This window comes from Streptomyces sp. MBT65, from assembly GCF_016612545.1.
Taxonomy (GTDB): Bacteria; Actinomycetota; Actinomycetes; order Streptomycetales; family Streptomycetaceae; genus Streptomyces.
The window spans coordinates 13,081-35,304 of the sequence record NZ_JAENRY010000099.1 but is presented as its reverse complement, the minus strand read 5'-3'; the positions used below and the strand labels follow the sequence as shown (position 1 = coordinate 35,304).

Genomic DNA, 22,224 nt, shown 5'->3' with positions numbered 1-22,224 from the left:
GTGAACTCCTGGACGCCGTACGGAGCGACGCGGACGAGCCGCCCGGCCTCCCCGCGGCCCGGCCCGCCCCCGCGGACACCCGTCCCGCCGACCCGCTCACCCGCCGGGAGCGCGAGGTCGCCGCGCTCGTCACGCAGGGCCTGTCCAACCGGGAGATCGCGGAACGGCTCGTCATCTCCAAGCGGACCGTGGACGCCCATGTCGAGCACATCCTCGCCAAGTTGGGGATCGCCTCACGTACCGAGATCCTGGCCGCGGCACAGCCCGAGGGCACCACGTCGGCGTAGGTACCGGGTACCTAGGTACCCCTTCCGCGCCCCGCGCCGACGCCTACGTGCACCGATATCGCCACCGATCTCCGGGAGTTCGGGCCCCACGCACCCGCCCGATACCCCAAGCTGGTCCTACCGCCAGGGGAACGGGAAGTGTCGGGGGCCGGCAGTGTTGGTCAACCCCACGGCTGTCATGGCAAGGCATCCGTCACCGCACCTCCCCTGGCGGTATACGCGTGGGGCTGCCCCTGTCGGCGGGGGCAGCCCTCCTCCAAGGGCCCGGAGATCGGCCGCGCGCGGCCGGTTCGTCCCATCCGTGCGCTGCGGCCTACCAGTTGAGGGCGTCCTGGGGGTCGGCCAGCCAGTAGGTGGTGCGCAGGGAGCTGTCGATGTAGACGCCCTTGGCGGGCAGCGGGACCTTGACGCCCGAGCCCACGAAGTCGAGCGCGCGGTTCTGGAAGATCACCGAGAGCGTCTTGGCGGTGTAGCCGCCGGTGCCGCTGCCGTCGGCGGCGGAGAGGTTGACGCCCGCGTAGCCCGACTGTCCGGGGCGGAGCGTGGTGACCGCCTGCGGCTGCGAGTCCTCGACGACCGGGGGGACGGCCTGGGCGTCCTGGAAGCGGAGGGCCGGGTAGCCGTACAGGGAGCAGGTCTTGGAGCCGGTGTTCTTCACGGTCAGCAGCAGGTGCTTCACCGGACGGGCCACGGTCTGCGCGGTGACCTTGGTGTTCGCGCCGGTGCAGGTGGTGCTGCCCGACTTCGCGGCGGTGGCTGCCGAGCCAGTGCCGGAGGCGGCCAGGGCGAGCGTGGCGGCCGTGGCGAGGGTCGCGGTGAGGAGTGCCGTACGGCGGCGGAAGGTGGTGACGGTCATGATCGGGTTCCCCCTGGGTGCGGTGGTGGAAGGCGAGCCACCCGGTCGTGGTGGGTCGCGCTGTCGAACGACCGCAGCGTGCGGGGAGATCCGTCCCGGCGGCCACAACCGTCGGGGATCATGGGAAGCCGGAACGCTCACACAGGGGTTGACCTGCGGGAACGCACCGTCCCTGGAACGCGCGGGTGGGACGGGCACCGGCCCTTGGAACGGTCCGACCGGTGCCCGTGCCGCACGTTCAGCAGTAGAGGTTGCCGCCGGGGCTTACGCCGAGGATGGAGGTGAAGCGGTTGTAGGCGTCGACGCGGCTCTGGACCTGTGCGGGGTTGCGGCCGTCGCATTCCAGGGAGCCGTTGATGGAGCGGATGGTCTGGCCGAAGCCGGCGCCGTTGACCATGGCGTTGTGCGGGGTCATCGTGCCCGGCCCCGACTGGGTGTTCCAGTACCACAGGCCGGTCTTCCAGGCGACGGCCGAGTCGTTCTGCACCAGCCAGGGGTTGTTGAGCAGGTCGATGCCCAACGCGTCCCCCGCGGCCTTGTAGTTGAAGTTCCAGGACAGCTGGATGGGACCGCGGCCGTAGTAGGCGGACTGACCGGCCGGGCAGCCGTACGACTGGCTCCAGTCGCAGTACGTCGGGTAGTTGGCGGTGTTCTGCTCGACGATGTACACCAACCCCCCTGTCTCGTGGCTGACGTTGGCGAGGAAGGCGGCGGCCTCCTGCTTCTTCGTGGTGTCGCTGCCGGTGGTCGCGAACCCCGGGTAGGCACTGAGGGCGGCGGTGAGACCGCTGTACGAGTAGAAGGAGTTCCGGCTCGGGAACATCTGGTTGAACTGCGCCTCGGTGACAACGAAATTGCCGACGGGCGTGGTCGAGCCGCCGTCACAGGCGTACGGCTCCCAGAACCAGGTGCTGATGACCGGGTCGTAGCCCGGGTTGTCGTGCTCGGCGATGTACGCCTTGCCGTCGGTGTAGCGGACGATGTTGCCGGTCACGTACGACCGGCCGGCCACCCAGTTGGGATAGCTGGAGCAGGAGGCGGCGGACGCGCCTGCGGCGGGGAGGACCACGGGCGTCAGGCTACCGAGGACGAGTGCGGTCAGTACTGCGGCGATGCGGCGTCTCGACACAGGGTTCAACTCCTCTGTGGAGCACGGCCGTACCCCGCCGAGGGCAGGGCGGAGCGGAGCCTCGGTGCGCACGGGCCGGTCGGACCGGTCACGACGTGGGGGGGGCGGCCGTGGTGGGGGGGATGACGTCCCTCACTGAACCGTATTGGTCTGTACCAGTCAAGGGTATAGACCAGTCAACCTCGCGTCGGGGCCGCCGAGTTACGACCGGCCCGTGCCACCTCGACCCCCGTCACCTGCGCAGGGTCGTCACCTCCAGCCCCGGGGCGGCGGCGATCTCTGCCTGCGTGAATCGTTCGGTGACCCACTGCTTGCGCGAGAAGAGGCGGGTCTGGTCCGAGAAGTGGGGCGAGGTCGGGTTCGCGGACTCGCCGTAGGTCAGGAGGGTGTGGGCGCGGGGGCCGTCCGGGGTCAGTTCGACGGTCATCAGGAAGCTGCTGCCGAAGGCTCCGGCCGTCGGGGTGCCGGTGCCCGAGTCGGGGCCCGCCTCCACGACGTCGAAGCAGCCGACGTCGCAGCCGGGCAGCGGGATGCCGGCCCATTTCTGTACGGCACCGAGCTCGACGTCGACCGGGAGGTCACCGGCCGCGAAGTCCTGGACGGCGTCGGCCAGGGCGCGCTGGACGCGGAGGTCTTCGCCGTTGAATCCCCTTGGTGTGGTGAGGGGTTGGGCGGGGTCGAAGGGGACGCGGCGCCAGGTGTCGGGCGGGCCGCCGTCGAGGAGCCGGTTGTAGAACGCGCTCCAGAGCACGATGCCCCGGCTGGTGGTGTCGGCGCGGGTGTCCCAGCGGGCGAGGGTGGTGCAGGCCCGCGTCACGTCGACCTCTGTGCCGTCCGTGGCCGTGAGGCTCGGGTGGGCGCGGCACATGGCGACGATGTCGTCGCGGCCCGTCTCGGCCGACCGGACGCGGTTGCCGAGCATCGACGCGCGCAGGGTCGCCTCGGTGAAGCCCGGGGCGCCCAACCCGTCCGTGCCGTCCCGGCGTTCGGCGATCATGCGGAGCCCGAGCTGGGACCGCCCGTCGAGGTGGGGATCGGTGTCGTACACACCCGGGAGCCCGGCGATCGGCGCCTCCGGATTGACGTACTGGGGGCCGTTGTTGGAGTTGGCGACGTAGTCGGTGCGGGTCAACTTCGGCTGGTGGGACGGTCCGTAGAGGCCGGACACGAGCGCGTCGGGGTCACTCCCCCAGGCGCAGGCCGACGTCGAACCGTCCAGGGCCGTGGGCCCCTCGTCGTTCGGGAGGGTGCAGTGGGCGAGTTGGGCGTCGGTGAGGTGCGGGACGGCAGAGGAGTCGGTGAAGTACGTGCGGCCACTGGTGTCGGCCGCGAGGGTGTACGTCCAGGGGACACCCTGGAACGTGTCCTGGGCGGCGCGGAGTTGACCGATGTTCCGCGCCTTGCCCATGGCCAGCCAGGTGTTCATGGCACGCAGGTTGCCGGTGTTGGCGTCCCGGATCGCGTAGGCGGTCGTCGTGGTCCAGCCGGAGGACAGGACGGCTCCGAAACGCGAGGAGTACAGGGTCCGGTGGACGGTCGACAGCTTGCCGTCCGCACCCCGGACGATGACCGGGACCGTACGGCGTTCCATCGGTACGGTCCTGCCGTCGACGACGTAGCTGGTCGGGTCGCCGGGCGCGAGCTTGAGCGCGTAGACGGAGGCGTGCTCGGCGTCGGTCGCGGTGTGGGTCCAGGCGAGGGTGCGGTTGTGGCCGATCTCGACCAGCGGGGTGCCGTAGAGGCCCGCGCCGGACACGTCCAGGGTGCCCGGGATCGTCAACTGCACCTGGTAGAGGCGGAAGTAGCCGACGGCCCAGGGCAGATGCGGGTTCGCGAGGACCATCGCGTTGCCGGTGCGGGTGGCGTCCCGGCCGAGGGCCCAGCCGTTGCTGCCGAAGCCCGGGGCGGCGGCCTTCACGGACGGCACGCCGGACGCGGTGGCGGTCGTGGCGCCGGAGGTGATGCCGGTCGTGGCGCCGGAGCCGGTGCCCGTCGTGGTGGCCGAGTCACCGGCCGCCGTAGGTGGCTTCGCATCGCCGATGTCCGGGACCAGGGGGACCGTCGCGGTCACCCGGACGACGTCGTAGACCACACTCCACAGGTCGAGCGCGGTGATCGGCCGCACCCAGGGCTTGCCCTTGCAGGTCGGGTCCGGCAGGTGGTCGACGCCGGTGTCCCGGAGATAGCGGTTGTAGCCGGCGGCGTATCCCTCGACCATCCGGCGCAGTTCGGCCGTCGGTCCCAAGGGCGCTTTCCGCGCGAGGAGTTGACGGACGGTGCCCGCGCGCAGTTGCCCGCTGTAGTAGGTGTCGCTCGCGAGGTTGGAGCCCTGGACCTCGCCCTCGCCCTCGCCGGACTGTCCGTCGGCCCCGAAGAACCGGGACCGCTCCCCCCTCAACGTCACCACGTGGTCGGCGAGTTCACACACGTTGTCCTGCGCGAACGCGTACCCGTAGCCGTATCCCAGCCCGTCGAAGTCCTGGGCCAGGATGTGCGGTACGCCGTACTCGGTCCGGCTGATGCGGACCGTGTGTCCGCCCTTGGCCAGCGTCTCGCCGCCCGGTCCCGTCGCGGCGGACGAGGACGCGGGAAGCAGCGCGACCGTGGCCGAGGTCAGACAGAGGACGGCCGCGACAGCCGCCAACCGGCTTGATAAGGAACGTCTGTGACGTTTCGTCAGTTCTCTGGGTTCACCCATGGCCGCCACCTTGCAGGCAGGACGGCGGGAGCGTCATCGGGCCTCCGGCGGATTTCCGGGCGATGTGTCAGCCTCGGGATGTACTCCTCCAGACGCGGTCGGCCGGCCGCGGCACGCGCAGCGCTCTCGCATACGCTGCGACCGTACGACGAGCCCCCGGAGGCGATGGCCCTGATCACCCTGGATCTGCACCCCTACTTCCGCAGCGACCGCGACATCGACACCGCCCTGCGGCAGACCCTCTTCAAGGCCGCCGCCACCGGGGTCGACATCGTCCAGATCATCCCGGGCAAGGGGACGGGCCAGTTGAAGAAGCGGGTGCTGGCCGTGCTGGCGCAGAAGCACATCCGCAAGCTCTACGCCCGGGTGGAACAGGATCCGACCAACGCGGGCCGGATCCTGGTTCACCTTCACTGACGTCGCCGCAGGGACCGCGTCAGAACGCCCACAGTCCGTTCGGCGCGCCGTTGCCGGTGGGGCCGTCGTAGCCCGGTACGGCGGTGCAGAGGCAGTCGCCGTCGCAGGTGCCGTTCGCGCCGTCGGTCACGTCGTCGAGGCCCGTCGCCGGGGCGGAGCAGAGGCGGGACGCGTCGGGGAAGGAGCCCGGGTCGCCGACGAGCGCGATCACTCCCGCCACGTACGGCGCCGAGGCGCTGGTGCCGCCCACGACGGTCCAACCGCCGCAGCCTCGCGGGGTCGAGGTGCCCCATGACGGGAGAGCGCCGGCCCTGTGGTCGTCGCGCGGCAGACGTACGGCGGCCCGAGGGGGCGCGTGCGGGGCAGCACGTCACGGCTGCTACGCCCGCGACCCCTCGGGCCGGTTCTGCTTCAACTGGCTCTTGGTTGCTGCCTGTTGGTCGTCGGCTACTGGCCGAAGCCGTAGGAGAAGAGGTGGTCGGTGCCTGTCGAGCCCGTCACCGGGAGGGTGATCGACGCGACCTGCTTGGACCGGTCCAGCGGGACCTTCGTGGCGAAGACGTAGGTCTTCACGGTGTCGCGGCCTCCGCTCCCGGTGTTGCGGTAGGCGGTGGTGGCGGCTGTCGTGACACCCGGAAGCGGGGTGCGGGCACCGCCGTTGAGGGTCCAGTCCGGGAAGGCGACCGTCGCCTGTGCGGTGCTGCCGTCGGTGTAGGTGACGGTCACCGTGCCCGCGACCCCGCTGCCGTCGGTCGGCGCGTTGGTCGCCGTGCCGAGCAGGCCCAGCGACGTGCCCGACGTACCGGCCGGCATCGAGATGGTCTGGCCGGCCATCTCCAGGTTGTCCAACTGCCCGGAGGCCACGGTCGGCCAGGTGTAGGTGACGCCGTCGACCGTGAGAGGCGAGCCACTCGTGACGCCCGCGGCCGCCAGCGCGTTCTGCGAGAAGGCCCAACCGCCGCCGTCGAAGCCGCCCGAGAAGGTGGCGCCGTCGGGATAGACACCCTCGTTCGTGTTGTACGGCCACAGCGCGCCGGCCTTGGCCACCGCCACCCGGAGGGTCGCCCCGGCCAGTGCCGCACCGGTGTTGTGGTCGGTCAGCGCGAACGTGACCGGGAACAGTCCCTCGTCCGCGCCGGCCGCCACCCGGACCTTCGCCTCGGCACTGCCCGACGCGGGCACCGTCAGCGAGCCGGACACCGTGTCCGGCGTGACGCCGGCGGGGGCCGTCGCCTTCCAATCGACCGTGACGGCCGTGCTGTTGAGGTTGGTCAGGTCGAGTGTGCTGTCACCTGCCGTGCCCGGCGGGAGCACCAGGCCGTTGTCCGGACCGGTCGCGGCCAGCACCCGACCGCCGCCCGTGGTGTCGGACGGCGGCGCCGCCGACGGGTCGGACGCCCAGGATGTGTTGGGCTGCGTGCCGAGCGTGAAGTCGATCGTGCCCGCGCCCTGGAACTTCTGGTACGTCAGCCAAGGGGCGTTCCACGCCTTGGCGTTGACGGCGAGCGACTGCACGTACGGCGCGTCGGGCGCGGCCTGCGGTGCGTTGATCCGCACCGTCTTCCCGCTGCCGAAGGTCACCTTGGCCGCCGGGAACACCGGGCTGCCGAGCGCCAGGGTGTCGGTGCCCGGGGTCTCCGGGTACATGCCGAGCTCGGACCAGACGTACCACGAACTCATCGCGCCGAGGTCGTCGTTGCCGAACGAGCCGACCGGAGCGTTGAAGTACAGCTTCTGCTGCGCCTCGCGGACGGCGGCCTGCGTCTTCCAGGGCTGACCCGTGTAGTCGTACTCCCAAGGGATCTCCACACTGGGCTCGTTGCTCAGGTCGGCGTCGGTGTTGCCTGGGGCGGTGATGTCGTCGAGCAGGCTGTCCAGGTAGGCCGAGTACGCCTGGTCGCCGCCCCGGGCCTGGATGAGCTGGCGCAGGTTGAAGGGGACCATGGGCGTGTACTGGGCGGAGGTGCCCTCCACGAACCCGTTGGAGGTGCCGGGGGTGAAGCCGGCGGCGAACTGGCCGTCCTTGTTCCTGGCCTGCATGTATCCGGTCTGCGGGTTGAAGACGTTCATCCAGTCCTGGGCGCGGGTGGCGAACTTCTCGTAGACGGACGTCTTTCCGAGCGACTTCGCGAAGGCCGCGAGGGCGTAGTCGGCGGAGTCGTACTCGAGTTGGGTGGAGACGGGGCCGTAGAAGTTGCAGCAGTTGTAGTCGTTCTCGTCGAGTGGGAGGTAGCCCTTCGCGTCCCGGACCGCCTCGCCCGGGCGGTCGTTGTTGGGGACGGTGGCCTCGTGCTGGAGGGCCGCGAGTGCCTTGGCCGTGTCGAAGCCGGTCGCGCCGAAGGCGTACGCGTCGGCGATGATGCCGGCGGCCGGGTCACCGACCATGACGTAGCTCTCGCCGTTGTTCGAGGCCCACTTGGGCAACAGGCCCGTCTGGTCATAGCCGTTGAGCATCGAGGTGACGACGTCGGTGGCGACCTTGGGTTCGACCATCGCCATCAGCTGGGTCTGGGAGCGGTAGGTGTCCCAGCCGGAGTAGGTGGCGTACTGGGCCTGTTGACCCTTGGCCAGGGTGTGGACCTGGTTGTCCATGCCCATGTACTGGCCGTTGTCGTCGGAGAAGACGTTCGGGTGGAGCAGCGCGTGGTAGAGCGCGGTGTAGAACTGCGTCTGCCGGTCTGCCGATCCGCCGCCCACCTGGATCTTGTTCAGTACGGTGTTCCAGGCGTCGTGGTTGGCCTTCTCGACCGCGCCGAGGTTCCAGTTCCTGATCTCGGTGGCGAGGTTGTTCGCCGCGCCCGCGTCGCTGGTGTAGGAGACGCCGACCTTCGCGCTCACCGTGGGGTTCGTGGCGGTGTCGAAGGTGAGGTACATGCCGTTGGCACCGGTGGTGGGGGGTTGGGCGGCCGATGTCGTGGCCGACGAACGGGAGGCCTTCGACTTGGCACTGCTCCCGTGGATCGTCGGGGCGGGTTTCGCCGGGACGGTGAAGTGCTTCTCCTTCAGCGGTGCCGACTCGGGCTTCCGCGGGGCGAGTTGGACCCTGCCCGCCTTCAGTGAGGTCGCGTCGGGGGTGATGGTGGAGCCGACCCAGGTGCCGCTCGCGGTGAACGGCCGGTCGAACTTGACGTCGAAGTGCAGCGTGTATCGGTTGCTCGCGCCGCAGAAGTGACCGCTGTCGATCGCGCCGATGATCTCCTTGTCGTTCACCACCTGGACGCGGGTCCCGTCGATCTGGGTGGCGCCGCCGCTCAACTTGAAGAGCAGGTTGGCCTGTTGACCCGTGGGGAAGGTGAAGGTGCCGAGGCCGGCGCGGGTGGTGTCGGTCAGTTCGGTCTTCACGCCGTTCGCGTCGGTGACCTTGTACCGCCCGATGCCGGCCTGCTCGTCGGCGTGGCCGAAACCGACGGACGTACTGCCGAGGTCGCCCGAGAGCGCGCCAGTCATCGGGAGGATCGGCAGGTCGCCCGCGACGGGACAGCCGGGTCCCGAGACGTGGGTGAGGCTGAACCCGGAGAGTTTGTTGTCGCCGTACTCGTAACCGCCGCCGTCGGGACGGTTCGGCGTCGTGTCGGGACCCCACTGCACCATGCCGGCCGGCATGTCGGGGCCGGGGAAGGTGTCCACGGCGCCGGAGGTACCGATGAGCGGGTTGACGAGGGACGCGGGGTCGGTCACCAGGGGCGGCGTCGCGGTGCTCGCGGCCCGGGCGCTGCCGATCGCCGTGAGCGGAAGGGCGGTCAGGCCCAACACACAGAGCACGGCGAGGCGTTGACGGAATCGGCCGGAGAGCCTGTCGGCGAACCGGTCCTGGAACCTGTCGGGGAATCTGTCTCGGTCGCGTGGCGCGGCTGGGCGTCGGGGTCTCACCATCGGTTGCCTCCGCAGCAGTTCGTGCTTCGCACATCAGGTGGCGGCGCACCGGAGAACACCGGCGCGCCGGCGACAGGCAACCGTTCCTGGTCGCTCCCACGGCCTGACAACGTTGCCATGCACGAGTGTCGAGTGAAACGCGTGCGCGGCCGGTGTGTCAACGAGGCCAACGGGACTTTCTGGAAACGGAGTTCACGCAGAGGCGGGTTCAACGAGCGCCCTGGGACTCCCTACTTGCGGCGTCGACGACTACCATGCACGGGCTCACAGGCCCGGGGCAGGAGGACTGATGCAGCAGCGGACACTGACCCTGCGGTACGTCCCGGAGATCGACGACCTCATGGACATGCTGAGCTACTTCTCCCCCGCACGGCGGCGCGTGAGGCGCCATGCGATGTTCCAGGCGATCCTCACACTCACGGTGGTGTGGGCCTTGCTGGTGCTGCTGGCCACCGCCGCACCCACACGGCCGGCCGCGTTTCTCGCACTGGTCCTGGCGTCGGGCTTCGTCATCTACACGCTGAGAACGTTCGTCCGCTCCACCTCGTGGGATCTTCGCCGCAGGGCACGCAAATTCTGGCACAGGTCGCCGACACCGCGTCAGACACACGAAGCAGAGATCGGACCGTACGCCTTGACGTCCCGCGCGGACGGGCGAACCAGCAGCTACGCCTGGTCGATTTTCTCCGAACTCCGCGAGTCCGACCGACAGTTCGTCCTCCTCGACCACGAGGGCAAACCCTCCGCCACCCTACCCAAGCGAGGCCTGTCCGACGCGGCGCTCGTCCCGGTCTGCCGCGCACTCCTCACCGAGCACCTCGCGGGCACCCCGCTCGCGGACTCCGCCGCCGCATCCACGGACGGCCCGCCCGCTTCCGCCGACGAGCCCGGATCACCGCAGGGCCAAAGCACCTGAGCGTGCACACACACGGCCGCTACGACCGTACGCCCGCGGGGAGTTGACCCCGACCGACCCCAGCGCACCGAGTTGGTCTAGTCCTCTTGACGGAGGGGTCCGGCGAGCTGTTTGGTATGTACCAATGCCCTGCGCGACCCACCCCGCCCCCCCTTCCCCCGATGGGCATCCCGAAAGGGGTACTGTCATGCGCCTGGCAAGACTCGCGGCCTCCGTCTCCGCCCTCGCACTGTCGGTCACCGGCGTCACCCTCGCCCTGGCCCCCGCAAGCAGCGCCGCGGGAAGCAGCGTCTACTCCGTGGCTCCCTACGTCGACATGTCGAACAGCCAGGAAGGGCTGCTCGACACCGCCGTCACCGGACACCAACTCAAGGCCTACACCGCGGCCTTCGTGCTCGGCGTCGGCTGCAACCAGATATGGGGCGACACGCTCCCCATCGGCAACGACTCCTACACCGATCCCGAGATCGCCAGGGCCAAGGCCGAGGGCGCCTCCGTGATCATCTCCTCCGGCGGCGCAAGTGGCGAACCGCTCGCCTGGACATGCTCCACCCAGAGCAGCATCGACGCCGGATACCAGCCCATCATCAACGACTACGGCGTCACGCAGCTCGACTTCGACATCGAGGGCGCCGCCATCGCGGACACCGCGGCGGCGGCCCGCCAGATGCAGGCGATGAAGGACCTCAAGGCGGCGAACCCGAGCCTCCAGTTCTCGATGACCCTGCCGGTGCTCACCAGCGGGCTGACCGGCGACGGCGTCAACATCCTCAAGGCCGCCAAGAACGCGGGCATCAAGATCGACGTGGTCAACATCATGGCCATGGACTACTACGCCGGTACCGGCACCGAGATGAGCCAGGGCGCGATCTCCGCGGCGAAGGCCACGCTGGCGCAGATGCAGTCGGTCGACTCCGGTTACACCTACGCCAACCTCGGCATCACTCCGATGATCGGCAAGAACGACGACGGCTCCACCTTCACCCTGGCGGATGCCCAGACGGTGGAGACCTTCGCCGCGCAGAACAGTGTCGGCCGGCTGGCGTTCTGGGCGATCACCCGCGACCAGGCGTGCGGCGGAAGCGCCAACTCCCTGCCCACGTGCAGTGAGATCAGCCAGAACAGCCTCGCGTTCACCGACGCGTTCGTGCCGTACGAGGGCAGCGGGGGCGGTGGAGGCACCGGCACCGACTTCTCGCTGGCGCTGTCGCCGGGCTCGGCCTCGGTCGTCCAGGGCGGTTCGGCGACCGCGGCCGTCCCCACCGCCGTCACCTCCGGCAGCACCGAGTCCGTCGGCCTCGCCGCCTCCGGCGCACCGTCCGGCGTCAGCGTCTCGTTCAGCCCCAACTCCGTTACCTCCGGCGGCAGTTCGACCCTGACGGCGACGGTCGGCTCGTCCGTCGCCGCCGGCACCTATCCGATCACCGTCACCGGCACCGCCGCGAGCGGCAGCCACAGCGCGACGTACACCCTCACGGTCACCACGACAGGTGGCGGCGGGGGTGCGCTCACCAACGCGGGCTTCGAGAGCGGCAGTTCGAGCCCCTGGACCTGCACGGGCGGCAGCGCGGTGGTCTCCACGCCGGTGCACAGCGGCAGCCACAGCCTCCAGGTCACCCCGAGCGCGAGCAGCACCGGGGAATGCGACCAGAACGTCACCCTGTCCCCCCACACCAGCTACACGCTGACCGCTTGGGTGCAGGGACCGTACGCCTACATCGGAGTCACCGGCGGCGCGTCCGCCAACACCTGGTCGAACAGCACGAGTTGGAACCAGCTGAAGGTGAGCTTCACCACCGGAAGCAGCGGAGCGGTCACCGTCTACGTCCACGGCTGGTACGGCCAGTCCAATGTCGTCGCCGACGATTTCACCCTCGGCTGAGGTCACGGCACAGTCCTGGAACGCAAGAAACCCCACACGAAGTGGGGTCTCAATCGGTAACTGATGGTAACCGCTACCGCTACTGGTGTCCGAGGGGGGACTTGAACCCCCACGCCCGATAAAGGGCACTAGCACCTCAAGCTAGCGCGTCTGCCATTCCGCCACCCGGACTAGGTGTCTGCCGCCTGACCGGGGGTATTCCCCGCGGCGACATGGACAACAATACCAAGCTTTCGGAGCGCCTTTCACCTGCATATCCACCCCCGCGGAGCGTCGGATTCCGGCGCTCACTCCCGCTCGGCGAGCACCAGCGTTCGCAGTGCCCGTACGAGTGAGGCCGCCGTTTCCTCGTCCAGCGGGGCGAGGAAACGGCGCTCCGCCGCACGGCGGGCCTTCTCGCCCTGGCGCAGGCAGTCCCGGCCCGCCGCCGTCAGCTCGACGATGTTCTTCCGGCGGTCCTGCGGACTGCGCCGCCGTTCCGCCAGCCCGTGGTCCTCCAGGCCGTCGATCAGCGACACCATCGTGGTGCGGTCGACCCCGAGCCGCCCGGCCGCCTCGACCTGCGACAACGGCTCACCCGCCGCGAGCACCACCAGGACGGCCAACTCATGACCGTCCACACCGTGCGGCGCCAACGCCTCGGCCGAGGCCCTGGCCAGTCCGGCCTGAGCATGCTTGAGGAGATAGCCGAGCCGGGACTCCAGGGGCACGGGCTGCTGATCGTCGACCATCCGTCGACTGTAGCCCCGCTAAATTCCCCTTCCGCTTATCATCTCTTCTGACGATTTACTGGGCTGACGGTCATGCCGGCCACCGTGGACATGCCCACCGTGCGTTTCGGGATCAAGACCACCCCCATGCATGGATGTGGGACCACCAGCTGCCGGTCGCCGCACCGAAGGACGGACGGATGCACGACGGCTGGGCATCGGCGGCATGCATCAGCCGCCGGGAGCCGGGGGTCTGGAACGTTCCCGGGCCGCCGCACCACACCGTCGAGTACGTCCCCGAACGCGCCCGTGTCCTCGACGCGCACCGCGCCGACCTGGGGCGCACCTCGGGCGCGATCACCCGATCGGTGCATGCAGGTCCTGGTGTCGTACGACGACCCCGCGGCGACCCGCGGCGACCCAGGAGACGGTCGGCCGACTCGTCGACGCCGGGATGAACCGCGTCGTGCTGAGCCTGCCGCGCCCGTATCCGCGGGGCGTGGCCCGCTGGCTCGTCGACGAGATCATCGCCGGGCGATACTCGACGCACCCGAGCACCGCCCGGCCACCGGTCACGGCATGAGCTGGTACTCCGGGAAGTTGCCGGGCAGCCGCTCCCCCACCGGCCCGTGCGTCACCGCGCGGACGAGGAGTTCGCCGCCGACGAAGGCGCCGCGCCAGGACGCGCCGAACCCGCCGAACAGTTCGTCGCGGTCGCCGCGCGAGCGTGGTGTGCCGTGGCCGACCTTGAACGCGCGGATCTGCGGGGCCAGTCGGTCGTACGTCGCCCGGTCGTCGGTGGAGAGGGTGGCGACCAGCGCGCCGTTGGACGCGTTCATCGCCGCCAGCAGTTCCGCCTCCGTGCCGACCAGGACGATGGTGTCGACCGGGCCGAACGGTTCCGCGTGGTGCAGCGGGGACGACGGCGGCGGGTTGAGGAGCGTGACGGGGCGGACGTACGCCGAAGTGTCCTGCCCCGGGAGGAAGTTGTCCTCGGACAGCTTGCCGCGGTGCAGCGGTACGGCGCCCCGGTCGATCGCCTCGGCCACCTGGTCGTGGAGTTCCTTGGCCTTGGCCGCGTTGATCACCGGCCCGAAGTCCGGTTCCGGGTAGGGGTCTTGGGCGTGCGGGACCGCAAGTGGGTGGCCGACGCGGAGAGTTCGGACCGCGGGGAGGTAGGCGGCGAGGAACTCGTCGAACAGCTCGCGCTGGACGACGAAGCGCGGATACGCCGTGCAGCGCTGTTTGCCGTAGTCGAAGAGCTTGGGGACGACGGCGGTGAGCGCGTCCCAGTCCGTGTGGTTCCAGATGCCCCAGGTGTTGAGTCCCTCCTGTTCCAGGATGTGGCGCTTGCCGAGGTCCGCCACGGCCGTGGCCACGGCCGCTCCGGTGTCACGGCCGCCGACGAAGGAGACGCAGCCGATCTCGGGCGCGCGGACCAGCGCCTGGGACAACTCGCCCCCGCTGCCGCTGACGAGGGTGACCGGTATCCCCTCACACGCAGCCAGCGCCGCGGCCAGGGTGAGGCAGGCGACACCGCCGTCGGTCGGGGTCTTGGCGATGACCGCGTTGCCCGCCAGCGCCTGGACCAGCAGGGCGTGGACGAGCACGCTCATCGGGTAGTTCCAGCTCGCGATGTTGGACACCGGGCCGTCCAGCGGGGTGCGGCCGGCGAGCATCGGCTCGATGCCGTCGACGTACCAGCGGACGCCGTCGATGGACCGGTCCACGTCCGCCTGCGCGAGCCGCCAGGGCTTGCCGATCTCCCAGACCAGCAGCAGCGCGAGGAGTTCGCGGTGTTCGGTGAGGGCGTCGAGCGTGGCGGCCACACGGGCCCGCCGTTCGTCGAGCGGGACGTGGCGCCAGGCGCGGTGCTGGTCGAGGGAGGCGCGGACGGCCTGGTGGGCGGTGGACCGGTCCAGGCGGGGCGGACCGGCGATGGGCGTGCCGTCGACGGGGGAGGTGGCGGCCAGGGCCCGGCCGTCCCGTTGCCAGGCGGCGTTCCAGAGGTTGAGGACCCGGTCGTCCTGGAACGCCTCGGGCGCGACGGCGAGACAACGCTGCCAGGCGTCACTCCAGGACGTGCCCGCTTTGAGGGTAGATGCCATGCTTCTGCTCCGCTCTCGGTGCACGGTCGGGGCGGGGTGAGGCAGGAACTGTCGTACAGGTAGGGCTAGTTGCGCTCCAGTCGGTCCAGCACCAGTCGGGCCGTCTCGGACGGCGTCCGCCCGACCCTGACTCCTACGGCCTCCAGCGCCTCCTGCTTCGCCGCGGCCGTACCGGAGGAGCCGGACACGATGGCGCCCGCGTGGCCCATCGTCCTGCCCTCGGGCGCGGTGAAGCCGGCGATGTAGCCGACGACGGGTTTGGTGACGTGGTCGCGGATGAACGCGGCCGCCCGCTCCTCCGCGTCGCCGCCGATCTCCCCGATCAGGACGACGAGTTCGGTGTCGGGGTCGTCCTGGAACGCGGCGAGGCAGTCGATGTGGCTCGTGCCGACGACGGGGTCCCCGCCGATGCCGACGCAGGTCGAGAAGCCGATGTCCCGCAGTTCGTACATGAGTTGATAGGTGAGCGTGCCCGACTTGGACACCAGGCCGATACGGCCCGGCTTGGTGATGTCGGCGGGGATGATGCCCGCGTTCGCCTGGCCGGGGGTGATCAGGCCCGGGCAGTTGGGGCCGATGATCCGGGTGCCCTTCGCACGGGCGTGGGCGGTGAAGGCGACCGAGTCGTGGACGGGGATGCCCTCGGTGATGACGACCGCGAGGCCGATGCCCGCGTCGGCGGCTTCGATCACGGCGGCCTTCGCGAAGGCGGGCGGCACGAACACGACAGTGACATCGGCTCCGGTCGACCGCATACCGTCGGCGACCGACCCGAAGACGGGGACGGCCCGGTCGTCGAAGTCCACGGTGCGGCCCGCCTTGCGCGGGTTGACGCCGCCGACGACGTTCGTGCCGGCAGCGAGCATCCGGCGGGTGTGCTTCATGCCCTCGCCGCCGGTCATGCCCTGGACGAGGACCTTGCTCTCCTTGGTGAGGTAGATCGCCATGTCCCGGCTCCTTAACGCGCGTCGGCGAGGTCGGCGGCGCGGCGGGCGGCGCCGTCCATGGTGGTGGCCTGCTGGACCAGCGGATGCGCGTACCCGTCGAGGACGGCCCGACCACGGGCCGCGTTGTTGCCGTCGAGCCGGACGACCAGCGGCTTGGTCAACTGCACCGATTCCACGGCCCGTACGATGCCGTCGGCCACCGCGTCGCACGCGGTGATGCCGCCGAAGACGTTGACGAACACCGACTTCACGGCCGGGTCGGAGAGGATGACGGACAGCCCGTCGGCCATGATCTGGGCCGATGCCCCGCCGCCGATATCAAGGAAGTTGGCGGGGCGGGCGCCACAGCCGGCGACCACGTCGAGCGTCGACATGACGAGGCCGGCGCCGTTGCCGATGATGCCCACCTCGCCGTCGAGCTTGACGTAGTTGAGCCCCTTCGCTGCGGCCACGGCCTCCAGCGGATCGTCGTGCGTCGCGCTCTCGGCACCCCAACGCGCCTGCCGGAAGCGGGCGTTGTCGTCAAGCGTGACCTTGCCGTCGAGGGCGAGGATCTGCCCCTGCTTCGTCCGCACGAGCGGGTTCACCTCGACGAGGACGGCGTCCTCCCGGACCAGCACCTCCCACAGCCGTACGAGGACGTCGACGGTCTGCGGCGGCAGTCCGGCCGCCTGGGCGATCTCACCCGCCTTCGCCGAGGTGACCCCCTCGGCCGGGTCGATGTGTATACGGGCGACAGCATCCGGTCGACTGGCGGCGACCTCCTCGATCTCCATACCACCCTCGGCGGATGCGATCGCGAGGAAGCGGCCCGCCGCCCGGTCGAGGACGTAGGAGACGTAGAACTCGTCCTCGATGTCGACCGGTTGGGCCAGCATCACCTTGCCGACCGTGTGGCCCTTGATGTCCATGCCGAGGATCTGGCGTGCGGTCAGCTCGGCGGCGGCCGGGTCCGCGGCGAACTTCACTCCCCCCGCCCTACCTCGCCCGCCGGTCTTGACCTGCGCCTTCACCACGACGCGTCCGCCCAGCCTGCGGGCGATCCCACGCGCCTCCTTGGACGAGGTAATGACCTCGGCCCGGGGCACCAAGATGCCGTGTTCCTCGAAGAGTTCCCTTGCCTGGTGCTCGTACAGGTCCATCTCGGCTCCTGTTCCTGAAAGTGCCGCACGCCCCCTGGACACCACCCACCGGATGCGGGATAACAAGTTTCATACAGTATTCGTCGACTGTATGCAATGTACCGCGAGAGCGTTCCCACCCCCTACGAAGGGACAGGACTCCGCCATGCCCGACGACACCCAGGACGTGATTTCCGGTGGTCATCTCGTCGCCAAAGCCCTGAAGGCCGAGGGGGTCGACCGCATCTACACCCTGTGCGGCGGCCACATCATCGACATCTACGACGGCTGCGTCGACGAGGGCATAGAAGTCGTCGACGTACGCCACGAACAGGTGGCAGCCCACGCGGCGGACGGCTACGCACGCATCACCGGCAGGCCCGGGTGCGCGGTCGTCACCGCGGGTCCCGGTACGACCGACGCCGTCACCGGTGTCGCCAACGCCTTCCGCGCGGAGTCCCCGATGCTGCTGATCGGTGGCCAAGGGGCCCTCACCCAGCACAAGATGGGGTCCCTCCAGGACCTCCCGCACGTCGACATGATGACGCCGATCACCAAGTTCGCGGCGACCGTGCCGGACACGGCGCGTGCCGCCGACATGGTGTCGATGGCGTTCCGCGAGTGCTACCACGGCGCACCCGGCCCCTCCTTCCTGGAGATCCCGCGCGACGTCCTCGACGCCAAGGTGCCGGTGAGCAGGGCGCGGGTGCCGCAGCCCGGCGCCTACCGTGCCTCGACCCGCTCGGCCGGCGACCCCGAGGCGATCGAGAAGCTCGCCGACCTGCTGGTCCACGCCGAGAAGCCGGCGATCCTGTTGGGCAGTCAGGTGTGGACAACTCGCGGCACCGAGGCGGCCATTGACCTCGTCCGCACGCTCAACATCCCCGCGTACATGAACGGCGCGGGCCGCGGCACCCTCCCGCCGGGCGACCCGCACCACTTCCAACTGTCTCGCCGGTACGCCTTCTCCCACGCCGACGTCATCGTCATCGTCGGCACGCCCTTCGACTTCCGCATGGGCTACGGCAAGCGCCTCTCCCCCGACGCGACCGTCGTGCAGATCGACCTCGACTACCGCACCGTCGGCAAGAACCGCGACATCGACCTCGGCATCGTCGGCGACGCGGGACTCGTCCTGAAGTCGGTCGCCGAGGCCGCTTCCGGACGCCTCAACGGCGGCGCGTCCAGGCGCAAGGAGTGGCTCGACGAGCTGCGTACGGTCGAACAGGCCGCGATCGAGAAGCGGTTGCCGAGTCTGCGGTCGGACGCCGCACCGATCCACCCGTACCGTCTGGTCAGCGAGATCAACGAGTTCCTCACCGAGGACTCGATCTACATCGGCGACGGCGGCGACATCGTCACCTTCTCCGGGCAGGTCGTCCAGCCCAAGTCGCCCGGCCACTGGATGGATCCGGGCCCGCTGGGCACCCTCGGCGTCGGCGTCCCTTTCGTCCTCGCGGCGAAGCAGGCGCGGCCGGACAAGGAGGTCGTCGCGCTGTTCGGCGACGGCGCGTTCTCCCTCACCGGCTGGGACTTCGAGACCCTCGTCCGCTACGACCTCCCGTTCGTCGGCATCGTCGGCAACAACTCCTCGATGAACCAGATCCGTTACGGCCAGGCCGCCAAGTACGGCCTGGAACGCGAGCGGGTCGGCAACACCCTCGGCGACGTCCACTACGACAAGTTCGCCCAGATGCTGGGTGGTTACGGCGAGGAGGTCCGCGACCCCGCCGACATCGGCCCCGCCCTGCGACGCGCCCGCGAGTCGGGCAAGCCGTCGCTGATCAACGTCTGGGTCGACCCGGACGCGTACGCCCCCGGAACCATGAACCAGACGATGTACAAGTGAGGTGAACGGCCATGACCGCCAGGGCACTTGAGGGCATCCGCGTCCTCGACATGACGCACGTCCAGTCCGGCCCCTCCGCCACCCAGCTGCTCGCCTGGCTCGGCGCCGACGTCGTCAAGCTGGAGGCGCCGACCGGTGACATCACCCGCAAGCAGTTGCGCGACCTCCCGGACGTCGACTCCCTCTACTTCACGATGCTCAACTGCAACAAACGCAGCATCACCCTCAACACCAAGACCGAGCGCGGCAAGGAGATCCTGACCGAGCTGATCCGGCGCTCCGACGTCATGGTCGAGAACTTCGGACCGGGCGCGGTCGACCGTATGGGGTTCACCTGGGATCGCATACAGGAGATCAATCCCCGCATCGTTTATGCGTCCATCAAGGGCTTCGGGGACGGCCCGTACACCAACTTCAAGGCGTACGAGGTGGTCGCGCAGGCCATGGGCGGGTCGATGTCGACCACCGGCTTCGAGGACGGGCCACCCCTGGCCACGGGCGCTCAGATCGGCGACTCCGGCACAGGAGTGCATACAGTAGCCGGGATACTGGCGGCACTCTTCCAGCGTGAGAGCACCGGCCGTGGTCAGCGCGTCAACGTGGCCATGCAGCACGCCGTGCTGAACCTGTGCCGGGTGAAGCTGCGCGACCAGCAGCGCCTGGCGCACGGGCCGCTCGCCGAGTACCCGAACGACGACTTCGGCGACGAGGTGCCCCGCTCCGGCAACGCGTCCGGCGGCGGCCAGCCCGGCTGGGCGGTCAAGTGCGCGCCGGGCGGCCCCAACGACTACGTGTACGTCATCGTGCAGCCCGTCGGCTGGCGCCCGCTCACCGAGCTGATCGGCCGGCCCGAACTGGCCGAGGACCCCGAGTGGGCGACGCCGGAGGCCCGGTTGCCGCAGCTCGCCAAGATGTTCCAGCTGATCGAGGAGTGGTCGTCCACGCTGCCCAAGTGGGAGGTGCTGGAGAAGCTCAACGCCCACAACATCCCGTGCGGACCGATCCTCTCGACCAGGGAGATCATCGAGGACGAGTCGCTGGTCGCGAACGAGATGGTCGTGACGGTGCCGCACCCCCAGCGCGGTGAGTTCGTCACCGTCGGCAGCCCGCTGAAACTCTCCGACTCCCCCGTGGACGTGACCAGTTCACCGCTGCTCGGCGAGCACAACGAAGAGGTCTACATCGGCGAACTCGGTCTCGGCGACGAAGAGTTGCGCCTCCTCAAGTCGAACGGGGTGATCTGACGTGATGGCAGAGGACCGGGCGCTGAAGGTGCGCGCCCTGCTCGACTCCGTGCGGGCCGAGGGACGGGCCGCGCTGACCGCGCCCGAGGGCAAGGTGATCGCCGACGCGTACGGAATCGCCGTACCGGGCGAGGAGTTGGCTACGGACGTCGACGAGGCGGTGGCGTACGCGGCGCGGTTCGGCGGGCCCGTCGTGATGAAGATCGTCTCCCCCGACATCCTGCACAAGACCGACGCGGGCGGCGTGATCGTCGGGGTGGAGGGCGCGGCGGACGTACGGGCCGCGTTCCACAGGATCGTCGACAACGCGCGTGCGTACAACGCAGACGCTCGCATCGAGGGCGTCCAGGTACAGGAGTTGCTGCCGCAGGGGCAGGAGGTCATCGTCGGCGCGGTGACCGACCCGACGTTCGGGAAGGTGGTCGCGTTCGGGCTCGGCGGGGTGCTCGTCGAGGTGCTGAAGGACGTGACGTTCCGGCTGGCGCCGGTGAGCGCCGACGAGGCGTTGTCGATGCTGGACTCGATCCGGGCGGCGGAGATCCTGCGCGGGGTGCGCGGCGCACCGGCCGTCGACCGGTGGGCGATCGCGGAGCAGATCCGCAGGGTGTCCCAACTGGTCGCGGACTTCCCGGAGATCGCCGAGGTGGACCTCAACCCGGTGATCGCGACTCCGGACGGCGCGGTCGCGGCCGACATCCGTGTCATCCTCGCCGAGTCGCAGCCGGCACCCCGTCGACGGTATACACGCGACGAGATCCTGACGACCATGCGCCGCCTGATGGAACCGACCTCGGTCGCCGTCATCGGCGCGTCCAACGAGCAGGGCAAGATCGGCAATTCGGTGATGCGCAACCTCGTCGACGGCGGCTTCGCCGGCGAGATCCACCCGGTGAACCCCAAGGCCGATGACATCCTCGGCCGCAAGGCGTACAAGAGTGTCACGGACGTTCCCGGTGAGGTGGATGTGGCCGTCTTCGCCATTCCCGCCAAGTTCGTGGCAGCGGCGCTGGAGGAGGTGGGTCGCAAGAACATCCCCAACGCCGTCCTCATCCCCTCCGGGTTCGCGGAGACCGGTGAGGTCCAACTCCAGGAGGAGATAGTCGAGATCGCCGAGCGCTACGGCGTCCGCCTCCTCGGGCCGAACATCTACGGCTACTACTCCACCTGGCACGACCTGTGCGCCACGTTCTGCACGCCGTACGACGTGAAGGGCGGGGTGGCGCTGACCTCGCAGTCCGGTGGCATCGGGATGGCCATCCTGGGGTTCGCGCGGACCACGAAGACGGGGGTGTCGGCGATCGTCGGGCTCGGCAACAAGTCGGACCTGGACGAGGACGACCTGCTGACCTGGTTCGGCGAGGACCCGCACACCGAGTGCATCGCGATGCACCTGGAGGATCTCAAGGACGGGCGCGCGTTCGTCGAGGCGGCCCGAAAGACCGTACCCCGTAAGCCAGTTGTCGTACTGAAGGCAGGTCGTACGGCGGCCGGTGCGAAGGCCGCCGGTTCGCACACGGGAGCGCTGGCCGGCGACGACGCCGTGTACGAGGACATCCTCAAGCAGGCCGGCGTCATCCGCGCCCCCGGGCTCAACGACATGCTGGAGTACGCGCGCGGCCTGCCGGTGCTCCCGACTCCCCGCGGGGACAACATAGTCATCATCACGGGCGCCGGCGGCAGTGGCGTGCTGCTCTCCGACGCGGTGACCGACAACGGCCTGTCCCTGATGGAGATTCCGCCCGATCTCGACGCGTCCTTCCGGGAGTTCATCCCGCCCTTCGGGGCCGCGGGCAACCCGGTCGACATCACCGGGGGCGAGCCGCCGTCGACGTACGAGGCGACGATCCGGCTCGGGTTGGAGGATCCGCGCATCCACGCGCTGGTGCTCGGCTACTGGCACACCATCGTCACTCCCCCGATGGTCTTCGCGGAGCTCACCGCGCGCGTGGTCGCCGAGTTCAAGGAACGCGGCATCGAGAAGCCGGTGGTGGCGTCGCTCGCGGGTGACGTGGAGGTCGAGGAGGCCTGCCAGTACCTGTACGAGCGCGGGGTCGTGGCGTACCCGTACACGACCGAGAAGCCGGTGGCGGTGCTCGGCGCGAAGTACCGATGGGCGCGTGCGGCGGGGCTGTTGGGCGGTGGTTCATGACGTGAACCGACGCGGGGCCGGCCGACAGTGCGGTCGGC

18 protein-coding genes and 1 tRNA gene are annotated in these 22,224 nt (G+C 69.7%); 9 read left to right on the top strand and 10 right to left on the bottom strand.

The annotated features are described in order from the left end of the window. Positions 1-287: helix-turn-helix transcriptional regulator (locus JHN63_RS23070; protein ID WP_200683360.1), on the top strand; the 287-nt coding region annotated here is incomplete at its 5' end. Between the two features lie 313 nt (positions 288-600). On the opposite strand, the gene JHN63_RS23065 is transcribed toward JHN63_RS23070, so the two are convergent. The 3 genes from JHN63_RS23065 to JHN63_RS23055 all read right to left on the bottom strand — a co-directional run bounded on the left by JHN63_RS23065 (position 601) and on the right by JHN63_RS23055 (position 4,916). Further along, positions 601-1,143 carry a DUF4232 domain-containing protein gene (locus tag JHN63_RS23065; protein WP_200683358.1) on the bottom strand — a complete coding sequence of 181 codons (543 nt, stop codon included), beginning with the start codon at positions 1,141-1,143 and terminating at the stop codon, positions 601-603. Between the two features lie 238 nt (positions 1,144-1,381). Next, on the bottom strand, positions 1,382-2,272 hold the full coding sequence (locus tag JHN63_RS23060) for a glycoside hydrolase family 19 protein (RefSeq protein ID WP_200683356.1): 891 nt from the start codon (positions 2,270-2,272) through the stop codon (positions 1,382-1,384). 232 nt (positions 2,273-2,504) lie between these two features. Then, the gene (locus JHN63_RS23055; RefSeq protein WP_200683354.1) at positions 2,505-4,916 is read right to left on the bottom strand and encodes a penicillin acylase family protein; all 2,412 of its coding nucleotides are present in this window, start codon (positions 4,914-4,916) and stop codon (positions 2,505-2,507) included. 219 nt (positions 4,917-5,135) lie between these two features. Between JHN63_RS23055 and JHN63_RS23050 the strand changes: the two genes are divergently transcribed. Further along, complete coding sequence (locus JHN63_RS23050; protein WP_200683346.1) at positions 5,136-5,387, top strand: Smr/MutS family protein; 252 nt, start codon at positions 5,136-5,138, stop codon at positions 5,385-5,387. A gap of 19 nt (positions 5,388-5,406) precedes the next feature. Here the strand turns inward: JHN63_RS23050 and JHN63_RS23045 are convergent, their stop codons facing one another. Together JHN63_RS23045 and JHN63_RS23040 are read right to left on the bottom strand one after the other, a co-directional pair. Next, entirely contained in the window at positions 5,407-5,637 is a 231-nt protein-coding gene (locus tag JHN63_RS23045; protein WP_200683344.1) for a hypothetical protein, read from the bottom strand. A gap of 197 nt (positions 5,638-5,834) precedes the next feature. After that, on the bottom strand, positions 5,835-9,149 hold the full coding sequence (locus JHN63_RS23040) for a lectin (RefSeq protein ID WP_200683342.1): 3,315 nt from the start codon (positions 9,147-9,149) through the stop codon (positions 5,835-5,837). Between the two features lie 400 nt (positions 9,150-9,549). Between JHN63_RS23040 and JHN63_RS23035 the strand changes: the two genes are divergently transcribed. After that, complete coding sequence (locus tag JHN63_RS23035; RefSeq protein WP_200683340.1) at positions 9,550-10,176, top strand: YcxB family protein; 627 nt, start codon at positions 9,550-9,552, stop codon at positions 10,174-10,176. A 187-nt stretch (positions 10,177-10,363) separates the two neighbouring features. Beyond that, positions 10,364-12,058, top strand: a complete 1,695-nt coding sequence (locus tag JHN63_RS23030) for a carbohydrate binding domain-containing protein (RefSeq protein WP_200683338.1) — start codon at positions 10,364-10,366, stop codon at positions 12,056-12,058. Positions 12,059-12,141: 83 nt separating this feature from the next. Here JHN63_RS23030 and JHN63_RS23025 read toward each other — a convergent pair. Both JHN63_RS23025 and JHN63_RS23020 read right to left on the bottom strand, forming a co-directional pair. Then, positions 12,142-12,229: transfer RNA gene (locus tag JHN63_RS23025), tRNA-Leu, on the bottom strand. Positions 12,230-12,345: 116 nt separating this feature from the next. Further along, positions 12,346-12,789: a MarR family winged helix-turn-helix transcriptional regulator gene (locus JHN63_RS23020; RefSeq protein WP_200683329.1), complete on the bottom strand. Its 444-nt coding sequence runs from the start codon at positions 12,787-12,789 to the stop codon at positions 12,346-12,348. 134 nt (positions 12,790-12,923) lie between these two features. On the opposite strand from JHN63_RS23020, the gene JHN63_RS52910 reads away from it, so the two are divergent. Then, the gene (locus JHN63_RS52910) at positions 12,924-13,226 is read left to right on the top strand and encodes a hypothetical protein (RefSeq protein WP_234477563.1); all 303 of its coding nucleotides are present in this window, start codon (positions 12,924-12,926) and stop codon (positions 13,224-13,226) included. Then, positions 13,223-13,351, top strand: a complete 129-nt coding sequence (locus tag JHN63_RS54000) for a hypothetical protein (protein ID WP_267953796.1) — start codon at positions 13,223-13,225, stop codon at positions 13,349-13,351. The genes JHN63_RS52910 and JHN63_RS54000 overlap by 4 nt, the downstream gene beginning before the upstream one ends. Here JHN63_RS54000 and JHN63_RS23010 read toward each other — a convergent pair. The 3 genes from JHN63_RS23010 to sucC all read right to left on the bottom strand — a co-directional run bounded on the left by JHN63_RS23010 (position 13,341) and on the right by sucC (position 16,965). Next, a complete protein-coding gene (locus JHN63_RS23010) occupies positions 13,341-14,876 on the bottom strand; it encodes an aldehyde dehydrogenase family protein (protein WP_200683321.1) in 1,536 nt (511 codons plus the stop codon). The two genes, JHN63_RS54000 and JHN63_RS23010, sit on opposite strands and share 11 nt — an antisense overlap. A gap of 65 nt (positions 14,877-14,941) precedes the next feature. Continuing rightward, positions 14,942-15,823: a succinate--CoA ligase subunit alpha gene (gene sucD, locus JHN63_RS23005; RefSeq protein ID WP_200683305.1), complete on the bottom strand. Its 882-nt coding sequence runs from the start codon at positions 15,821-15,823 to the stop codon at positions 14,942-14,944. Positions 15,824-15,834: 11 nt separating this feature from the next. Then, a complete protein-coding gene (gene sucC, locus JHN63_RS23000; protein ID WP_200683303.1) occupies positions 15,835-16,965 on the bottom strand; it encodes an ADP-forming succinate--CoA ligase subunit beta in 1,131 nt (376 codons plus the stop codon). Positions 16,966-17,110: 145 nt separating this feature from the next. Between sucC and JHN63_RS22995 the strand changes: the two genes are divergently transcribed. The 3 genes from JHN63_RS22995 to JHN63_RS22985 are packed head-to-tail and all read left to right on the top strand — an operon-like array spanning position 17,111 to position 22,186. After that, positions 17,111-18,793 (top strand): thiamine pyrophosphate-binding protein, encoded by a 1,683-nt coding sequence (locus JHN63_RS22995; protein ID WP_200683302.1) that lies wholly within the window; start codon positions 17,111-17,113, stop codon positions 18,791-18,793. 11 nt (positions 18,794-18,804) lie between these two features. Continuing rightward, the gene (gene frc / locus JHN63_RS22990; RefSeq protein ID WP_200683300.1) at positions 18,805-20,037 is read left to right on the top strand and encodes a formyl-CoA transferase; all 1,233 of its coding nucleotides are present in this window, start codon (positions 18,805-18,807) and stop codon (positions 20,035-20,037) included. Between the two features lie 4 nt (positions 20,038-20,041). Further along, positions 20,042-22,186 (top strand): acetate--CoA ligase family protein, encoded by a 2,145-nt coding sequence (locus JHN63_RS22985; RefSeq protein ID WP_200683286.1) that lies wholly within the window; start codon positions 20,042-20,044, stop codon positions 22,184-22,186. The last annotated feature ends 38 nt before the right edge of the window (positions 22,187-22,224 follow it).